At 59.7% G+C, this 17,121-nt stretch carries 17 protein-coding genes; 7 read left to right on the plus strand and 10 right to left on the minus strand.

From position 1 onward, the window contains the following. Positions 1 to 21: 21 nt before the first annotated feature. From RWK44_RS11040 to RWK44_RS11050, 3 genes are read right to left on the minus strand one after another with little or no spacing between them, the layout of a single operon-like run. Entirely contained in the window at positions 22 to 1,128 is a 1,107-nt protein-coding gene (locus RWK44_RS11040; RefSeq protein ID WP_222010019.1) for an acyltransferase family protein, read from the minus strand. After that, positions 1,115 to 2,470, minus strand: coding sequence for an O-antigen ligase family protein (locus RWK44_RS11045; RefSeq protein ID WP_025393123.1), 1,356 nt, complete (start codon positions 2,468 to 2,470; stop codon positions 1,115 to 1,117). The genes RWK44_RS11040 and RWK44_RS11045 overlap by 14 nt, the downstream gene beginning before the upstream one ends. Positions 2,471 to 2,513: 43 nt before the next feature. Then, the gene (locus RWK44_RS11050) at positions 2,514 to 3,248 is read right to left on the minus strand and encodes a GDSL-type esterase/lipase family protein (RefSeq protein WP_077977564.1); all 735 of its coding nucleotides are present in this window, start codon (positions 3,246 to 3,248) and stop codon (positions 2,514 to 2,516) included. A gap of 205 nt (positions 3,249 to 3,453) precedes the next feature. Between RWK44_RS11050 and ku (RWK44_RS11055) the strand changes: the two genes are divergently transcribed. Beyond that, on the plus strand, positions 3,454 to 4,260 hold the full coding sequence (gene ku, locus RWK44_RS11055; RefSeq protein WP_168259431.1) for a non-homologous end joining protein Ku: 807 nt from the start codon (positions 3,454 to 3,456) through the stop codon (positions 4,258 to 4,260). A gap of 179 nt (positions 4,261 to 4,439) precedes the next feature. Here ku (RWK44_RS11055) and ku (RWK44_RS11060) read toward each other — a convergent pair whose 3' ends face one another. The 3 genes from ku (RWK44_RS11060) to RWK44_RS11070 are packed head-to-tail and all read right to left on the minus strand — an operon-like array spanning position 4,440 to position 5,850. Further along, a complete protein-coding gene (gene ku / locus RWK44_RS11060) occupies positions 4,440 to 5,294 on the minus strand; it encodes a non-homologous end joining protein Ku (RefSeq protein ID WP_316028794.1) in 855 nt (284 codons plus the stop codon). Positions 5,295 to 5,312: 18 nt separating this feature from the next. Beyond that, on the minus strand, positions 5,313 to 5,543 hold the full coding sequence (locus RWK44_RS11065) for a DUF2188 domain-containing protein (protein WP_077977567.1): 231 nt from the start codon (positions 5,541 to 5,543) through the stop codon (positions 5,313 to 5,315). Positions 5,544 to 5,589: 46 nt separating this feature from the next. Further along, on the minus strand, positions 5,590 to 5,850 hold the full coding sequence (locus tag RWK44_RS11070) for a hypothetical protein (RefSeq protein WP_025393127.1): 261 nt from the start codon (positions 5,848 to 5,850) through the stop codon (positions 5,590 to 5,592). Positions 5,851 to 5,993: 143 nt separating this feature from the next. Here RWK44_RS11070 and RWK44_RS11075 point away from each other — a divergent pair, with 143 nt between their 5' ends. From RWK44_RS11075 to RWK44_RS11085, 3 genes are all read left to right on the plus strand, one after another. Continuing rightward, entirely contained in the window at positions 5,994 to 6,422 is a 429-nt protein-coding gene (locus tag RWK44_RS11075) for an OsmC family protein (RefSeq protein ID WP_020048453.1), read from the plus strand. 83 nt (positions 6,423 to 6,505) lie between these two features. Then, positions 6,506 to 7,957: an FAD/NAD(P)-binding protein gene (locus tag RWK44_RS11080; protein WP_316028795.1), complete on the plus strand. Its 1,452-nt coding sequence runs from the start codon at positions 6,506 to 6,508 to the stop codon at positions 7,955 to 7,957. 212 nt (positions 7,958 to 8,169) lie between these two features. Then, entirely contained in the window at positions 8,170 to 9,075 is a 906-nt protein-coding gene (locus tag RWK44_RS11085; protein ID WP_316028796.1) for a DMT family transporter, read from the plus strand. Here RWK44_RS11085 and RWK44_RS11090 read toward each other — a convergent pair. The 4 genes from RWK44_RS11090 to RWK44_RS11105 are packed head-to-tail and all read right to left on the minus strand — an operon-like array spanning position 9,041 to position 15,060. Further along, the gene (locus RWK44_RS11090) at positions 9,041 to 10,723 is read right to left on the minus strand and encodes a VOC family protein (RefSeq protein WP_316028797.1); all 1,683 of its coding nucleotides are present in this window, start codon (positions 10,721 to 10,723) and stop codon (positions 9,041 to 9,043) included. The two genes, RWK44_RS11085 and RWK44_RS11090, sit on opposite strands and share 35 nt — an antisense overlap. A gap of 21 nt (positions 10,724 to 10,744) precedes the next feature. Beyond that, positions 10,745 to 12,340, minus strand: a complete 1,596-nt coding sequence (locus tag RWK44_RS11095) for a response regulator (RefSeq protein WP_316028798.1) — start codon at positions 12,338 to 12,340, stop codon at positions 10,745 to 10,747. Positions 12,341 to 12,344: 4 nt separating this feature from the next. Beyond that, positions 12,345 to 12,770: a response regulator gene (locus RWK44_RS11100; RefSeq protein ID WP_017958959.1), complete on the minus strand. Its 426-nt coding sequence runs from the start codon at positions 12,768 to 12,770 to the stop codon at positions 12,345 to 12,347. Continuing rightward, complete coding sequence (locus RWK44_RS11105; RefSeq protein ID WP_206105899.1) at positions 12,757 to 15,060, minus strand: sensor histidine kinase; 2,304 nt, start codon at positions 15,058 to 15,060, stop codon at positions 12,757 to 12,759. The genes RWK44_RS11100 and RWK44_RS11105 overlap by 14 nt, the downstream gene beginning before the upstream one ends. Positions 15,061 to 15,088: 28 nt before the next feature. On the opposite strand from RWK44_RS11105, the gene RWK44_RS11110 reads away from it, so the two are divergent. The 3 genes from RWK44_RS11110 to RWK44_RS11120 all read left to right on the plus strand — a co-directional run bounded on the left by RWK44_RS11110 (position 15,089) and on the right by RWK44_RS11120 (position 17,119). Continuing rightward, entirely contained in the window at positions 15,089 to 15,466 is a 378-nt protein-coding gene (locus tag RWK44_RS11110; RefSeq protein WP_025393133.1) for a response regulator, read from the plus strand. A 481-nt stretch (positions 15,467 to 15,947) separates the two neighbouring features. Beyond that, a complete protein-coding gene (locus RWK44_RS11115; RefSeq protein ID WP_168329795.1) occupies positions 15,948 to 16,652 on the plus strand; it encodes a response regulator transcription factor in 705 nt (234 codons plus the stop codon). A 29-nt stretch (positions 16,653 to 16,681) separates the two neighbouring features. After that, positions 16,682 to 17,119 carry a response regulator gene (locus RWK44_RS11120; RefSeq protein WP_003545475.1) on the plus strand — a complete coding sequence of 146 codons (438 nt, stop codon included), beginning with the start codon at positions 16,682 to 16,684 and terminating at the stop codon, positions 17,117 to 17,119. The last annotated feature ends 2 nt before the right edge of the window (positions 17,120 to 17,121 follow it).

Here is a 17,121-nt window from a genome sequence, read left to right on the forward strand (position 1 = left end):
GGGACCAGGATCGCGCCAAAATCAGGATCGACGCCAGCGAAGCCTCATGGCCTTTCCCGCGCTGAGCGCTTTGCGAACCGGTTCATCATAGAGGCGGGTGACGACAATGGCCAATACGACGATCAGCGGAAGAACGATGGCAAAGATCGCCCAGGCCGGCGGTTGTCCGAGGCCAGCGGCTTTCCAGGCTCCCAACAGCAATCCCAGCAGCGGAACATGAATTGCATACAGCGCGTAGGACGCCTCTCCCGCAATGAGAAGGGGCTGCCGTAGCACGCCATCGAAGTTGGCTGTGTAAAGGACAAGCACGGCGAGAGGAAATAAAGCAGTGATGACAATCAGGTCCTTTATGCCAACCAGGGCGGCTGGCGCCTGGAAGACGAGAAGAGCAGTCGCGACGACGATTGTTGTCACTGCGGCTGCTTTTCCGATGCCTGAAGGGGAAAGCCGCTGACGGTAGCGGTACATCAAGATGCCGAGGCTGAAAGAAAAGAGAACGCGGGGAAATCCGGAGAGCAAGGCACCGTCGAGCGGGATCAGGTCGGCGCTTCCATGGGCTAGCGTTTGCGCCGCCAGCCAAACCCATGACGCAAGCAGGATAACAGCGAGCACACCGTTGGACAGCAATCTCGCCGTATAGCCGTAGGCGAGGTTGATCACGATCTCTAGGAATAGAGACCATGACGGACCGTTGAAGGGGAACAGATTCGGCGCCTTCAGCGATGTCCCACCGATCGCCGGCAGGAAGAACATCGAGGCAATCAACGAGGTGGCAAACAGCGTCGGGTCCATTTGCTGATTTCTGCTGAGCGACATGCCTGCATAGGCGAGTACGCCGAGCAGCAAACCGAGCAGATAGAGGGGATACAGGCGGATGAGACGCTTGATGGCGAAATCATTGGCAGAGAGCGAAGACTCTTGAATGAGTTTCCTCTCATAGGCGTGGCCGATCACGAAGCCGCTGAGACAAAAAAACAGGTCGACGGCGAGATAGGCAGCAGGTGCTGCATCAAATCCGACAAAACCTTCGGTGTGATGCACGGCCACACAAATAGCCGCCAAGCCACGAATCCCATCGAGGCCAACCAGTCTACGATTATTTGAAGTCATCTTTTTAGCCTGATGCATGTTGCGCGCCTGCCTGGTTCGGCTTGCGGAAGCGGGACAGGAACTCCGGGCCAAGGCTCGAAAGTGCGATCACGGTATGGGGCCATAAGATGAAGGGGGCGAGCATCATTCCGGCTTCGGTAAATGCGCCGATCAGGATCAGGAGGATAATGACAACCTCCTTTCTCTTGGTGATGGCGAGCGCTCGATTGAGAGGCGACGAGGTCATCTTCGCCACGAGCCGCACCACGACGAACGACGTCCAGATTATGGTCGCGGGTATGCCCATGTTCAGCGCAAGTTCGATATAGGTGTTGTGGGTGGATTGAGCGTCCCACGTAAGGCGAACATATTGCTCCATGATATCTGGCTGTCGGAACAAGGCAAATCCCCAGCCTGTAAGCGGCCGCTCGTAGATCAGCGGCAGCAGCTGTTCCCAGACATTCGTACGTCCGCTGAGCGTAAGGTCTTTCCCGAATGACTCGGCAATCGCCTGTGCCACACCCATCAACGCGACGGAGACCACGAAGCCCAGCAGAGCGAATGCAAGAAGAACGACGAAGGATCTGAATATGCGGCCTGGAAAGCGCTGAATCCAGCTCATTCCGTAGTATACAGCTATTCCAATTGAAAGCAGGATGATCGCCGTTGATGATTTCGCCAGCACGATGAGCACGAGGTAGAGCAGCATTGCCGCCCATCGCAGGAGATCATAATAGCGCAGACGCCACATCGGCAGGGCTGGAAGCAGCAAGATGAAGTTTATTGCCGAAAACTGGCCGAGCATGTTTTTGTGGTAGAACGCCCCTTTCACCATCCCGGCATAGCTGCCTCTCATCACCGCAAACCGGGGAAAGGCTGCCGTGTAAAGAATATTGATGAAAGCCGTCGCGATGGCAAATTTCGCCAGGCTTTCAAATGTGTCAACGGCTCCATAACGGGCTCTGTAAAGAAGGGGTCCAGCTGTCAGCAATGCGACGGCCACGAGAGCTCGGATCGAGGCTGTAACGCTGACGGAAAAAGCGATCGAGAGAAAGACGCATAAGCAGACTATGCCGAGCAGCGGCGAGGCGCTGCGGAGCAATTCAACGACTCGCCTGGGCTCCAGCAAACAGTAGAGGCCAATGAGTGGAACGAGCGACATCAGCAACAGTCGCATTGGCATGGGATCTTTGCCGACACCCTCCTGGAAGTCGGCGGGCAGCCCGTACCACATGCCGGTCGCTCTCCAGAGGGAAATATAAAATATTGCCGAGAGGAGGATCCGAACGAGGGTTTCACGCCGAATACGATATTGCGCGCGAGCTCTGGGTCTATGTCTTTGCAGGCCAATCGGTTGGTAGCTGTCAAATGAGGTGCTCATGACATTCCGCCTTACGTTTTGGTAACCACCTGAGCGGCAAAAATCAAAGCTGTAGACCCGCTGCGGCGAGGAAGCTCGTGATCAGCTTGTATGCCCCTTCATTGAAATGAAGATGGTCAGGCTTGTAGTTGGAACAATCCTTATCGCTTGGCTTACCGCACCGCAACATATCATCGTTCATTTGAACGAAGGTGACACCCGGCATTTCAGCCAATGACGATGCGACAAGTTGGTTGGCCGGAATTCTGACATCCTCGTAGAAGGCATAGCGCTTGCCCCGAGGCGGTATGGATAACGCGTAAATATGGGCGCCCGGCCAAAGAGCGCGAACCTTGCTGACAACAGCCACGACACCAGCTGCCACTGCGCATGGCGCGGTTTTCGCACCCAGGTTGTTCGTGCCGATAAGTACGACGACGTCCGCGGGATGGAAATCCGGAAGGTCTAAACCCTCGAGACGGTACAATGCATTTTGCGTGGTGTCGCCGGCGACCGCGAGGTTCATCACCGGGCGGGTGGGAAAGCTGTCCTTGATCCAGGGCTGCCAGAGTTCGACGAGCGAATCGCCGACAAGAGCCAGATTGTATCGGGCCGATCTGGCGCGATAGCTGGGAAGAGCGCGATTAAGTCGCTTGCTTGCCTGCTTTTGCTGGGCCGAGGCATTCGTAGCTTTTGTCGGGTCAGGGCATTCCTGTGCGAAGGACGGGCCAGCATTGCCGACGATGAGAAAGAAATTGCATGCGAGGACGATGAGGAGGTTGGCGAAAAGTCGCAACATTCAGATTACCGATATCCTGACGTCTTGGGGCTTTCATTATTGAAGAGGAAAATGGCGGTGGCAAGGAAAGAGTGGCTCTGGTCCCTCCGCCTGCAATGCGCGGTCCCACGGCAACCGATACATGAATGGAATGCACCTGCCGGAACCAAAGGCCGAACCCGCCGTTGATTGCCATGCCCAACCGTGTCCGGGAGACAGGACAGACATGGCACGTCAGACATTCTGGAAAGGTTATCTCAAGCTATCGCTCGTCACCGCCGCCGTCTCGCTGACGCCGGCGACGACCGAAAGCAACAAGGTCCGTTTCCACGTCCTCAATCGCCAGACCAAGAACCGCGTCGAAAGCCACTATGTCGACAGCATCACCCACAAGCCGGTGCCCGAGCGGGACCAGGTAAAGGGCTATCCGCGCGGCGAGGACGACTATGTGCTTCTCGAGGACGAGGAGATCGAGCAGGTCGGGCTCGAAAGCACCCGCACCATCGAGATCGACAGTTTCGTGCCGCGCGGCTCGATCGATTGGATCTGGTACGACAAACCGCATTTTCTGGCGCCCGAGGACAAGGTGGGGGTGGAAGCCTTCTGCGTCATCCGCGAGGCGATGAAGGCAAATGACGTCGTCGGCATCGCCCGCCTTGTCCTTTATCGTCGCGAGCGTGCGGTGCTGCTGGAACCGCTGGGCAAAGGCATCGTTCTCTGGACTCTGCGCTATGGGGACGAGGTGCGTGATCCCGTGGCCGAACTCGACATCAAAACTGAAATCGACAGCAAGCTGCTGACGCTGATGACGCAACTGGTGAAGGAAGAGACGAAGAATTGGAGCCCGGCCATGGTGCAGGATCCGATCCAGAAACGCCTGAAGTCGATGATCCGCGGCAAGCAGAAGAGCCTGAAGAAGGCGGCGCCCGCGCAAAAACCTGCACCGGTGAAATCGACCGGCAACGTCATCAATATCATGGATGCGCTGAAAAAGAGCTTGGCGGCCGAAGGCGGCGAGAAGCCGCGCCAATGAAAAAGTGGCCAGCGATTTTGGGAAACGACATACATAAATCAAAGACTTAAAGCGCATCGCGGGAATCCACTTTGACGCGCTTCAGGTCCAGCCGGCTTCGCCGGCGCGATTAACCGACGCATTCGCGCGAGGTCGGGTGCGTCTGAGATTGCCCATCGCCCGCCGGGGGCGAGGCCATCTCAGCTTGCCTTCTTGCTGCGGCTGTCGCTGCGCGCCGGTGCCTTCTTCTTCGCCAGGGCCTTCCTTGCTGGGGCGTTGCCGCTCATCTTGGCGCTCTGGCGCAGGGCTTCCATCAGGTCGACGACCTTGCGTTCCTGGGCCGGTTTCTTCTTCGGTGGCGCCCGGCCCTCGATCTTCGCCTTCACCAGCTCGACGAGGGCAGCCTCGTAGCGATCTTCGTATTCGCTCGGTTCGAAGCTGCCTTGCTTGGTGCCGATAATATGGCCCGCAAGCGCGATCATCTCCTTGTCGAACTTGATGTCGGGAATGTCCTTGAAAACCGTATCGGCCGAGCGCACCTCGTAGTCGAAATTCAGCATGGTCGCGACGATGTAGTCGTCATGCGGACGGATCAGCAGCGTCCGGTTGCGCCGGAAAAGCACGGTTTGGGCCAGAGCCGCGACCTTGCCGTCGCGCATGCCCCTGGCGATCAGCGACAGCGCCTCCTCGTCATGTTCGTCGACGGGCGCGAGATAGTAAGGGCGGTCGAAATAAAGCTTGTCGATATCGTCATAGGCGATGAAAGCCTTGATATTGAGGATCTTGTCGCTTTCCGGCATGATTTCGGCAATCTCGTCACCCTCGATGACGATGTAGTCGCCATTCTCCATCTGGTAGCCCTTGACCTGGTCGCCCCGCTCGACCGGTTTGCCGGTCTCGCTGTCGACGAATTGCCGTTCCACCCGGTGGCCGGTCCTGCGGTTGATGATGTTGAAGGAGACGCGTTCGGAGGAGGAAACGGCGGTGTAGAGCCCAACGGCGCAGGCAAGGTCGCCCACCTTCAGATGACCCTTCCAGCTTGCCCGAGCGGCCATTCCATCCTCCGCAGCAAATCAGAGCCGGCTGCCGCTCTTGTCGGTTTCGAGTTCTTGGAATTCCCAGCCGCCATCAGGCGCGGGATAGGCGAGGAGCGCATCGCCATCGCCGATCTTCTGGCGCGATGCGGCGTCCTTGGCATGGACAATTGCCTCGTCCGCTGTCGCATAGGTTTCCGAAAGTGTGTCGCCGAGCTTATAGGCCCAGCCATTGTCATGCGGCACGACCTGATAGGTGATATCGGCCATTTCGGATCTCCTCTTCTCACTCAAATAGGGTGCATGATGTCGTCGGCTAGTTCCGATTTGGTTTGCGCCGTTCATCGAGCGCAATGATCTTCTCCAGCGACGCGATATCCTCGCTGGTGACGACCGGAACCGGATCGGCAGCGATGGCTTCCAGCACCTCCTGTGAGACGGCGCCGTTGCGGATCGCCCATTCCAGCGTTTCGCGGGTTTCCCGCTCGGCCTTCAGCTGCGCATAGAGCGCAACGATCAGCCGATCGCGAGCATCCATCCGCCGGCCTTGGTTATCCGTGCTGCGGATGTCAGGCATCGCAATCCACCTTTGTCACTGATTTCGTTCAGGTGTATTCAACTGATGACGGATGGAAAGGTTCCGAAACCCATGGGCGGCGTTTGCCATTGCCGCGCCGGGTGAAATCACCATCTGCAAGAGGTTCGCAAGAGGATTTCAACATGGCCGATCTCAAGGCTCGTCCCCGCCCGACTGGTGCCACCGCCGTTCTCGGCCGTACCGGTTTTCCGCACGTCACCTCCGCCACCAAGGGCGAGATCGATATCGTCACCGCGCCGTCGCAGCCGGGTTTCAATCCGCTCGATCTGCTCTATTCCTCGCTCTCGGCCTGTCTGGTGCTCAGCGCCCGCATCGCCGCCAGCCAGATGGGCGTTCTCGACAAGATCAGCGAGATCACTGCAGAGGTCACCGGCGAGAAGGCGACGGAAGGCCTTTCGCGCGTTGCCAAGTTCAACGTCGCTTTTTCGATCAAGGGCGATATCGACGAAGAAACCCGACAGAAAATCGCCCATGCCGCCGAAGACGAGATCTGCACGGTCAGCAACACCATCCGCGGCAATCCCGAGTTCTCGACGACGATATCGGGGTGAGGCTAAATCTACAAATTATAGACAATCGAGAGCGGAGGATTGCGTGAGTACTGCCCCGCTTCTATGCTCGGGCATCGAAAGCAATGATCCCGGCCACCATGCAGCCCAAGCCTCTCCCGACGTCTGAACAGCCCGTCGTTGCCATCATCGGCGGCGGTGTCTCCGGCGCTGGCGTCGCCTATCATCTCGCCAGAGCCGACTGCGGCGAGCGCCCTGCCATCGTGGTCTTCGAGCCGCGCGCCGAGCTTGGCCGCGGCCTTGCCTATGACACGGCCGATCCGGCCCACCGCATCAATGTTCCAGCCCCCAAGATGAGCCTGCAGCCCGACGACCCGGGCGAATTCCTGGCCTGGATCGAAGCTCGCGACGCCGTCGCCGGCGACCCTGAGGCCTCGCAGCCCGATGGCACGCTCTTCCCCCGGCGCCGGCTGTTCGGCGATTATGTCGCCTCGCTGCTGAAGCCGCTGCTGGAAGACGGTAGCGTGTGTCATTGCCGCGCTGCGGTGACGGCTGTCGAACGCCGTGCCGGCCGCTGGTCGATCCTCGACGACAGAGGCGGCGTGACGGAGGCCGATATCGTCGCGATCGCCACCAGCCATCCGCCGCCGGCAGCCCCCGGCCGGCTTGCGATCCGGCTTGCCGCCCATCCCCGTTTCGTCGCCGACACCACCAAGCCGGGCGCGCTCGAGGTGATCCGCCCGCAGGACCGGGTGCTGGTCATCGGCAATGGCCTGACGGCCGCCGATGTCATTGCCTCGCTTGCTGAGCGCGGGCATGATGGTCCGGTGACCGCGATCTCGCGCCGCGGTCTGCGGTCTCGCGGCCATCCGTCGGTACCGCAGGAGCTCTTCGGCGATTTCGTCTCCAGTGCAGCCCATTCCGCCGTGTCGCTGCTGAGAGGGATCCGCGCCGCCATAGGTGCGGCGAAGGAAGAGGGCATAAGCTGGCATGGGGTGATCGATCAGGTGAGGGCGCAGGGATACGATCTCTGGCAGGCGCTACCGGTTGCCGAACGACGCCGTCTCGTTCGCCATCTGCGTCCCTATTGGGATGTGCATCGTTTCCGGATCGCCCCGCAGGTCGAGGCCGCGCTCGACGCAGCTGTTGCTGCGGGCCGTCTCGATATACTGGCCGGCTCCGTCGCCGATGCGCGCATCGAGGGCGAGCTCATTCTTTGCACTCTGCAGCCGCGTCATCAGCGCCAGCCGTTAGAGCGAAGCTATGACGCCGCCGTTGTCACCACCGGGCCGGCGCATGGCGGCATTCTCGAAACCCAGCCCTGGCTCGCCGCACTCGCGGCAAGCGGCCACCTGTCGCTCGACCCGACCGGCCTCGGCCTTGCCTGCACCGAACGTTCGGAGGCGATCGGCCCGTCAGGAAAAGCAGATCCCTCGCTGCTGATCTCCGGTCCGCTGGCGCGCGGCACCTTTGGTGAGCTGATGGGACTGCCGCAGGTGACCGAGCATGCGTTCTTCATCGCCGGCGAGATCGCCGAAAAGCTGCGGATCAGCGCGACGAATAGGCATCCTGCCTGATTTTCCACCGATATGTCGCTCTTCGGCTGTCCCCGGTGATCGACTTCTGATAGTCCCTTGGCCATCACTGCATAATTCCTTAAATCGAAATCGATTTAAGGATAAAATTATTCAGCAATTTAAAGTGTTACAGCGTCCTTTGCGCGTCTGAAAAGACGCGCGGCGCTGTATCCCGTCGGCCCGGCATTCGGGCGACCAGAAATATCGAGATCATGTCGCAGGCCGCTCCCACCCTTTCCGAAGCCTCGCCTTCCAATCGTTTCGCCCTTGCGGCGCTCCTTCTCGGCGGGGCGGCGATCGGCGGCTCGCCGATCTTCGTCAGGCTGTCCGAAGTCGGTCCGATGGCGACGGCCTTCTGGCGCGTAGCGCTGGCGCTGATCCCGATCGTCATCGTCTCGCTCTTGAAGAAGGAAAGGGGGCCGAAGCCGCAAAGCCTTTCCGACTATGGCATGCTGGTTCTCCCAGGCGTGATGTTGGCGCTCGACCTCGCCGCCTGGCACCTTTCGCTCACCATGACGTCGGTCGCCAATGCGACGCTGCTTGCCAACCTCGCACCGGTTTTCGTCACGCTGATCGCCTTCGTCTTTTTCAGCGCGAGGATCAGCCGCGTCTTCGCGCTCGGGCTTGTCCTGGCACTGTCAGGCGTCGTCATTCTGAAGTGCGGACCGGCAGCCATCGGCAATGGCGACCTTCGCGGTGACGGCATCGCGATGATCGCCGCCTTCTTCTATGCCTGCTACATCCTGGCGATCGGCAGGTTGCGCAGCCGCTTCGATACGATCCGCATCATGCTGTGGAGCACGGCCTGCGCTGCCGTCTGCATCTTTCCGATCGGCCTGATCTACGAGGGGCATATGCTGCCCGCGAGCGTCTATGGCTGGTCGATTGTCTTCGGCCTCGCCTTTATCAGCCATGCCGGCGGACAGGTGGCGATCACCTATGCGCTCGCCTATCTGCCGGCGGCCTTTTCATCGCTGACGCTGCTGCTGCAGCCGGTCGTTGCGGCAATCCTTGCCTGGGCGCTGCTCAACGAGGCGATCGGAACAATGCAGGCGCTCGGCGGCGCCGTCGTTCTTGCCGGCATCATGGTTGCCCGGACGTCTCGCGCGCCGGCTTAACCGCTTGCTGCTCCAGCGGCTGTGGATCATCACCCATCCTCTGCAGCAGCCACTTCTGGATGATCGGTACATCGGCATCGCCGAGGTCATGACCACCGGGGATGACGTCGGAATCGACGGTGGCACCCGAACTTTTCAGCCTCTCTTCCAAGTCGCTCGCATATTTGCCGTAGGCATCCGTCTTGCCGCTGATGACGAGCAGGTCGGTGCCCTTGAGATCGGCATGCGGATAGTCGCTGAGAACCGGCATGGAGCGTAGCAGTACCGCCTTGTGAACAAGGTTCGGGTGCAGGTAGAGCAGAGAGTTCAAGAGGTTGGCGCCGTTGGAATAGCCGACATAGACCACCTTCTTGGGATCGAGGCCGTAGGATTTGACAGCGCCTTCGATGAAGGCCGCGAAGGCTTCGGCCTCAGTCTTGATGTCGTTCTGATCGAAGGAGAAGGGTGTAATGCGCTTGTACCAGCGCGGAAAACCCTCTTCCGTCGCGCGCCCTCGCACGCCCATCAGGGTTGCTCGAGGCGCCGCCTTGTTCAGGAGCGGCATTAGCGTCGTCTCATTGCCGCCCGAGCCGTGGAGGAGCACGAAGACACTGCCGTCGGGATTCGGCGGCGTATAGAAGCGATGGACGAACGGCAGTTCGCGGTAGTTGATGCGGGGCTGGCCGGGCATCGAAAACTGCGGCAGAATCACCTTCAGGTCGTCGAGATTGGTGATTGTTTCCGGCGGCGCGAAGAGCTTGGTGCCGAGGGATGCATGCTCTTCGTCAACAGTCATGCCGGGCTTGTCGGTTGCAAGCTCCACCAACGTGCCGCCAGGCTCGCGGGCATAGAGCGAGCGGAAATATTTGCGGTCATGCATGTTGGTCGGCGATGCCTCGGTCGTCTCCAGAGCCTTGGATACCGAACGTAGCGCGTCTTCATCAGGGGCCCGGAAGGCGACGTGATCGACCGTGCCGGTGCCTGGCGCACCGGACCAGAAGCCGCGTGCATCGCGCACGTCGATGACGTCGCCCGATTCCGAAACCAGCCTGTCGATCGTGCCGCGGTTGGTCTGGAAGCGGTAGCCGAAATGCGTCTCGAGGAAGCTGCGGCTTTCGGCGGGCTTCTCCGTCAGCATGGTCGCGCCGCGCACGCGCTGAACGGCATGCTCGACCGGGATCGAGGCGCCGTCCCAGGCGGACGGCGATGTCAGGTTCTTTGCGCCCGCGAGCTTGAGGATGATGTTGTCAGGATCCTTCAGCCGCAGGACAGGCTCGCCGAATTCGTCGGCCGGTCCCTCTGACCTCAGACCGAAGCTCATGGCGCGCGTCAGCCAATAGCCGATGCTGGTGGGATCGATCGACAGCGATATTTCGCTGATCTGGCCGTAACCGGCCCGGCCGGGCGCGCCGTCTTCCCAGGCGAGGAAGGTGAGAAGGGAACCCGGCGTTCCTGCCGCATCGCCGTAGAACAGATGAAGTTGCGTCGCGTCCTCGTAACCGGCCGTCTGCTTGACGAGCCGCATGCCGAGAAACCCAGTGTAAAAATCCACATTGGCCTGCACCTTTCGGGTGATGGCCGTAACGTGATGTATGCCTGATACCATCGAGAGCAGTCCTGATTGAAGCGGCGTCGTCAGGAGCGCGAGTATGAGAGCTGCGAAGGTCATACCGTTGCCAATGACCATCGCTTAATTTTGTTCCGCACAAAGCGCAAGCGAATCGCCGCGCTGCAACAATTCCAAATGTTCGACATCTTCGAGCGCCTCTTCCAATTGCTGTAGGGTCGGCGGCTTGACCATATAGGCGCGCGCGCCGAGATTTTTGGCCCGGCGCATGTCGGTCTCGTCGCTCGATGTGCTGAGGATGCAGACGGGAATTCGCTTGAGGCGGGCATCGACGGAAAGCGCATGCAGCACCTCGAAGCCGTCCATGATCGGCATGTTGATGTCGAGCAGCATCAGGTCGATCTGTGGCACATCGGCGATGCCGGCGCGTTCTTCGAGCAGCCGCATCGCCTCGCGTCCGTTGGTGGCGACATGCAGGTTGAAATTGACCTTGTCCCGCCGCATCAGCTTGATCTTCAGAAGCTGGATGTCGGCCGGGCTGTCTTCGACCAGCAGCACTTCGGCGATCCTGCCCGAACACTCGCCTGGCTGCTCCGCGGGCCTTGTGCTGTGCGGCACGGCCGATGCGGCTGATGGCACGGGCCTCGCCTCGGCGAGCGGCACTTCGAGAATGAAGGTGGCGCCGGGTCCATTTTCCGCCTCGCACCAGATCGAGCCGCCATGCATCTGCGCGATGCGGCGGCAGATGGCAAGGCCGAGCCCGGTGCCTTCGATGCCACGCCCGACGAGACGCTTGAACGGCTGGAAGATCAGTTCGCGGTGCTCGGGGTCGATGCCGGGCCCGTTGTCACGCACGGTGAGGCGACAGGTATCGCCCTGCGCTTCGCCTGTGATGCTGATCTCCGGAACCTTCTGCTCGCAATAGCGGATGGCATTCGACACCAGGTTCTGCAGGAGCTGGGTCAACAGCGTCGCATCGCCCATGACCTCCGGCAGCGCCCCGCGGATGATGACGGCGCCGCGGCTTTCGGTCTGCTGGCGCAGATTGTCCTCCACCTGGTCGAGCACATTAGAGAGCGAGACCGGCTTGAGCTCCAGCCCGCCGGAGGCCTCGAGCTTGGTGAAGCCCGAGACTTTGACGATCAGATCTTCCATATGGTCGGCGGCGCTGAGCACGTAATCGAGCAATTCCCGGTCTTCGGCCGGAAGCGCTGCAGAACCGTGCAGGATGCGGCTGAAGGATTTGATCGTCCGGAGCGGCTCCTTCAAATCATGAGCCATGGCGCGGGTGAAGATCTCAAGCGATTGCCGCTTCTGCTCCAGCTTCGCTTCCAGCATGCCGTGCATGATGGCGTTCTGAATGCAGCGATGCAGTGTCTCGGGCGAAAGCGCATCCTTCGTCAGATAGTCGCGTGCCCCGCTCTTCATCACCTCGACGGCCACGGTTTCGTTGCCCTGGCCGGTCAGCATGATGACGTTGGCGGCGGGATCATCCTCCAGGATATCGGCAAGAACGCCGAGCCCGTCGCGCCCCGGCAGCGAATAGTCGAGCAGGATGCAGTCCGGCCGTTTCCGGCCGTTCAACGCACGACCCTCTTCGCCCGTTTCCGCCTCCACGACGGTATAGGCAGTGCTGGAAACGCGGCCCAATATGCGGCGATAGACCTCGAGATCGTCGATGTTGTCGTCGATGATGAGAATGGAGCAGTGTTCCGCCAATCTGTCAGTCCTCGAGTGGCAGGATCGCGATTTCGAACCAGTATTCCTTCAGCCGCTGGATCGCGGCGAAGAGCCCGTCGAGATCCACCGGCTTCTGCACATAGGTATTGGCGCCGAGTGCATAGCAGCCTTCGATGTCACGTTCGTCGTCGGAGGTCGTGAGGATCACCACCGGGATCTTGCGCAAGCCGGCGTTCGACTTGATCGCCTCCAGCGTCTTGCGGCCGTCAAGGCCCGGCATGTTGAGGTCGAGCAGGATCAGCCCCGGTTTCGGCACCATCTCGGCGAGCATGTCGAGCGCTTCCTGACCGGAGGCTGCCCAGCGGATCGAGTTGCGCAGGTTGGTGCGCTTGAAGGCGCGCATCGTCGCTTCGAAATCGTCTTCGCTGTCCTCGACGATCAGGATCGGTTGCGTATCACGCTGCTGCATTCTGCCCCTCGCGCTTTTTTCCCAGAGTGAAGTAGAATGTCGTGCCGGTGCCGACCTCGGATTCCAGCCAGATATCGCCATTGTGCCGCCCGATGATCTTGCGAACGAAGGTGAGGCCTGCTCCGGTCCCGTCGTCGGAATCCTGGGACTTTTCCAGCCGTTTGAAAATGCGGAAAATATCCTCGTGGAATTCCTGCGGAATGCCCTTGCCGTTATCCTTAACGAAAAACACGTTGCGGGCAACCGTGCCGTCCTTGCCGACGAACCGGTCAAGATAGCCGATCGAGACGAGTGGCGCCGGTTTGTCGTTGTATTTGATCGCATTGGTGATGAGATTGCGGAACACTTCGGTCAGCCGTGGCGCGTCGCAAACCACCTCCGGCAGCCGGCCGTCGATGATGACCTTGGCGTGCCGTTCCTCCAGCAGCAACTCCATCGTCGCGACGACATCCTTGACGATCAGGCCGATATCGGTGCGTTTGACCGCCAGCTGCTGGCGTCCGAGCCGGGAGAAATAGAGAAGCTCGTTGACGAGCTTTTCCATGCGCTGGCTGAGACGCACGAGCCGGTTCAGCCGGCGCACGCCGTCCGCATCGAGCTTGTCTTCATAATCCTCCAACAGGAAGCGGGAGTGGTTGTGCAGGCCGCGCAGCGGTTCCTTGAGATCATGCGAGGCGATATAGGCGAATTCATCGAGGTCGTGGTTGCTGCGCTCGAGCTCGGCCGTATAGGCCTCCAGCTGGGAAAGCGTCGTTTTCATCCGTTCTTCCTGCCGGACGCGCTCGCTGATGTCGCGCACGATACCGACGAAGGTTTTCGTATGGCCGGTGACGACGGCGCTGATGGAAACATCGATCGGAAAGACGATGCCGTTCTTGCGTCGTCCGGAGACCGTGCGCGTCGTGCCGATGATGCGCTCCTCGCCGGTCTGCCGGTAATGGGCGAGATAGCCGTCGTGCTCGGAATGGTAGGGTTCGGGCATCAGCATCTTGATGTTCCGGCCGATCGTTTCCTGCGGGGCGTAGCCGAACATGCTTTCAGCCGCCGGATTGAAATTCTTGATCGTTCCACGCTCGTCGATGACGACGACGGCATCAGGCGTGCCGCGCACCAGCGCGCCGAAGCGGACGCGCTCGGTCTCGAGGTTATAGTTGTTGCGCATGAAATAGAAGACGAGGAGCGCGATCAGCCAAAGCGTCGCAGCCGTAATGGTGCGGTTGGCGATCTCCTGCCAGAAACCGGCCTCGTCGTGCTTGACGGCGAAGAAGCCGAGCATCAGGAGCACGGTACAGGCAAAGGCGAAGAAAAGCGGCGCATTTCTGTTGCCGAACCAGAGCGCCGTCAGCACCAGCGGTACATAGAGAATGCCGTTGGCGACACCCAGCGGTGTATAGAGATCGACGAGAAGGCCGGTGAAGCAGACCGCAGCCGGGATCCAGAGTGGGATCTGCGCCCGGTTTGCCGGCTGCATCCACCAGGAGCGGGCGAGAAGCCCGGAGCCGAAGATCACCATGCCGACCGCCGTATGCAGCGCCATCGCCGCATAGGGCCCCCAGCGGTAGCCCTGTTCGGCATCGGTGACATAGCCGGCCAGTGCGATCATGCCGAGCGTGATAACGACATAGCTCGTCAATTCCTGCACCACCTGGCTTCTCGACCTCTCCACCTGGAGCGAGAGCAGCAGCGAGAGATTGGCGATCAGGAAGACCAGCGCCGTGTTCGGCCCCATGCCGCCGCCGATCTCGGCGATGAAATCCGGCGAAACCAGGAAGCGCGAGATCAACACGTCGACATTATGAAAAGTCCGCCCGATCATGACGATTTCCACGAGCCGGGCGGCGGCGATCGCCGCCGCAAGCCCTGCCGTGATCGCCGCCGTTGCTCGAAAACGGCGCGCGGCGAGTGTCGAAGCGGCAAGCCCCACGCCGGAAAGCACGAAGCAGAGCGCGGTATTGAAGGCCATCGACGGAAAGCCGGGAACCAGCGAAATGACAATCTCGACCTGCAGCAGCCAGCCGGTAAGCGCCGTCACGCCGAGAAGAAACATCAGGCAGCCGACGGCAATCGCAAAGGCTCGGTAGTGCCGCCTTGGCTGGTCCTGCAGGTCCACGTTGCCCTGATCCTGCACCCGTGTGTCCTCCTTCGGTTTGCGCGGCCATCTTTTCCGAAATCGAGGAATACTCAATAGGCAAGGCAGGGCGGCGCCGTGCTTTTTGCGAAGTGATCTGCGATGAGGTATATCGAATAGTGGAACCGCGGTATCGTGATGTCGAAGGACAGCGAGGTTCATTCGAACAATATCCAAATCACGGTGCTGGATGACCACCCTATTTTATGTCGACGACAGCAAGGATGACCTCTTCTATGTCGACTATATGAGCAAAAAGCAGCAGATAGACGTCGATCTATTCTGTTTTTCGACCGCCGAAATGGCACTGGAGGCACTGGAGACGCGCGCGGCGGAAGGCAAGACCTCGCCTGATCTGCTGGTCGCCGATCTCTACATGCCGCTCGATAGCGGCATCGGCCTGATCACTCGGTTGCGCCTGGATGATCGTTTCAAGGCGATGCGGCTTGCTATCTGCAGCGGATCGGATGCTGCCGAGGACCGCGCGCGCTCACTCGATGCCGGCGCCGATGTCTATCTGGAAAAGCCACTTGACCTTGCCACGGTCATTCTCAATCTTGAGATGTAGAAAACGGCGAAAGCCGCATGCCCTATTCCTCCTCACTCGTCCCAACCATTTGACAAACCGCAATTGACAAGGGCGAGGACGCATCACAAGATGCAACCGAAGCGAAGAATATAAAACGCAAAATAAGCGCTGAGAGAACCGATCAACCCGCGTTCGCCGCCACGAACATCAGCCAACCCCTTAGCTGAATGGGTCTATCGGCTCTCTCGCGCTTACGTCTGGCACTGCCTTCTCGCATTCATGGATGTTGAATGCAGGAAGAATACGATACCCAGGTAAGAGCTACTGCCCCTCAGTAAAATCTGCCCGTGCATCACCTGTCGTTTGAGATAATTGATGATTTCCGCCTTACATATCGAAAGTCCCCGTTTTCGATATCTCTCATCAACCGTCTCGCAATTTTTGTAGCTCTTCGCGTTTAAGACGTATATCCCAAGATTTCGGGATTAGAGGCATTGGCGGGAGGAGAGGAAGAGTGGGAATGAACAATGCCCCGGCAATTCCCTTTCATGCCGGACCGGAACTGAGCCGGGCGATCAACCGCACCGATTTTTTCCGTCTGCTGAAATCGGCGGCGCAGCATTACAACTTCGACAATTTCGCGCTGGCCCGCATTTCCGAGGCTTCGGCCCCTTTCGGTGAACGTGATATCGTCATCACCAATGTTGCCGAGCGGCGTGTCGGCCTTTTCATAACCACGTTGAAGGAAGCGCTGGGCACCGTCCGGGCGAAGACCGCCCAGTTCCTGGCAACGCCGGTCCATGGCCGGAACGCACAGCCGGCAGATTATCCGTCCGATCTTGTTTTCAACGAGTTCCTGAGCGGCGTCTTTCTCTTCATCCCGCTGTTCACGCCGGAAGGGCGGCGATATTGCCTCGTCCTCAGCGGCGAGCGCCAGGAGCCGGATCAGAGTGAGATCGCCGACATGCTTCTCGACGCCATGCGTATTTTCGACAAGCTCTACGAGGAAATCCTGACGCCGGAAATGTCCGGACGGCTGACCCAGCGCGAATCGGAAATCGTCAAATGGACGAGCGAAGGCAAGACATCGGCGGAAATCGCGATCATTCTCGGTCTTTCCGAACATACGGTCAATTCGCACATCACCGCGGCCGCGCGCAAACTTGACGCTGTGAACCGCGTTCATATGGTGGCGATCGCCTTGAGGAATGGTTTAGTTTCGTGAAGTTGGTTTCGGATTGGGGAAATGAGACGATGATCACCGAAACGAGCCGAAGGAATGCCGTAAAGGTTCTCTTTGTCGACGACGAATTCATCGAATTCCGCGCGCTCAAGAAGAAGATCGCCGATCTCTCCGAGCCGGCCGTCGAGGTTGAATATTCGCAATCGATCGGTGACGCGCTGGAAAAGATCCGCGCGGCGCGCTTCGATCTCATCCTGCTCGACAATCGCCTTTTGCCCAATGCCGATTTCCGCGACACGGTGCCGGAGCTGCGCGGCATCGGTTATACTGGTCCCATCGGCGTCGTCTCGACCGATATATCGGGCGGCTATTTCCAGGAATTCCCGGATTACGGCGTCGATTTCCGCATCGGCAAGGACGAAATCGATGCCCAGACGCTGCAGCACATCATCCGCGAATATGTGACCTATGACGTCCCGGATTTCTGGAAGGACGATTACAGCATCTGATC

The sequence above is a fragment of the Rhizobium sp. 25PS6 genome (genome assembly GCF_032464655.1).
Classification (GTDB): Bacteria; Pseudomonadota; Alphaproteobacteria; order Rhizobiales; family Rhizobiaceae; genus Rhizobium; species Rhizobium laguerreae.

What these genes read in the sequence shown, in the direction of transcription:
- RWK44_RS11040 (WP_222010019.1), bottom strand. Translation starts at nt 1,128, where the DNA reads ATGCATCAGGCTAAAAAGATGACTTCAAATAATCGTAGACTGGTTGGC.
- RWK44_RS11045 (WP_025393123.1), bottom strand. Translation starts at nt 2,470, where the DNA reads ATGAGCACCTCATTTGACAGCTACCAACCGATTGGCCTGCAAAGACAT.
- RWK44_RS11050 (WP_077977564.1), bottom strand. Translation starts at nt 3,248, where the DNA reads ATGTTGCGACTTTTCGCCAACCTCCTCATCGTCCTCGCATGCAATTTC.
- ku (WP_168259431.1), top strand. Translation starts at nt 3,454, where the DNA reads ATGGCACGTCAGACATTCTGGAAAGGTTATCTCAAGCTATCGCTCGTC.
- ku (WP_316028794.1), bottom strand. Translation starts at nt 5,294, where the DNA reads ATGGCCGCTCGGGCAAGCTGGAAGGGTCATCTGAAGGTGGGCGACCTT.
- RWK44_RS11065 (WP_077977567.1), bottom strand. Translation starts at nt 5,543, where the DNA reads ATGGCCGATATCACCTATCAGGTCGTGCCGCATGACAATGGCTGGGCC.
- RWK44_RS11070 (WP_025393127.1), bottom strand. Translation starts at nt 5,850, where the DNA reads ATGCCTGACATCCGCAGCACGGATAACCAAGGCCGGCGGATGGATGCT.
- RWK44_RS11075 (WP_020048453.1), top strand. Translation starts at nt 5,994, where the DNA reads ATGGCCGATCTCAAGGCTCGTCCCCGCCCGACTGGTGCCACCGCCGTT.
- RWK44_RS11080 (WP_316028795.1), top strand. Translation starts at nt 6,506, where the DNA reads ATGATCCCGGCCACCATGCAGCCCAAGCCTCTCCCGACGTCTGAACAG.
- RWK44_RS11085 (WP_316028796.1), top strand. Translation starts at nt 8,170, where the DNA reads ATGTCGCAGGCCGCTCCCACCCTTTCCGAAGCCTCGCCTTCCAATCGT.
- RWK44_RS11090 (WP_316028797.1), bottom strand. Translation starts at nt 10,723, where the DNA reads ATGACCTTCGCAGCTCTCATACTCGCGCTCCTGACGACGCCGCTTCAA.
- RWK44_RS11100 (WP_017958959.1), bottom strand. Translation starts at nt 12,770, where the DNA reads ATGCAGCAGCGTGATACGCAACCGATCCTGATCGTCGAGGACAGCGAA.
- RWK44_RS11105 (WP_206105899.1), bottom strand. Translation starts at nt 15,060, where the DNA reads ATGAACCTCGCTGTCCTTCGACATCACGATACCGCGGTTCCACTATTC.
- RWK44_RS11110 (WP_025393133.1), top strand. Translation starts at nt 15,089, where the DNA reads ATGACCACCCTATTTTATGTCGACGACAGCAAGGATGACCTCTTCTAT.
- RWK44_RS11115 (WP_168329795.1), top strand. Translation starts at nt 15,948, where the DNA reads ATGAACAATGCCCCGGCAATTCCCTTTCATGCCGGACCGGAACTGAGC.
- RWK44_RS11120 (WP_003545475.1), top strand. Translation starts at nt 16,682, where the DNA reads ATGATCACCGAAACGAGCCGAAGGAATGCCGTAAAGGTTCTCTTTGTC.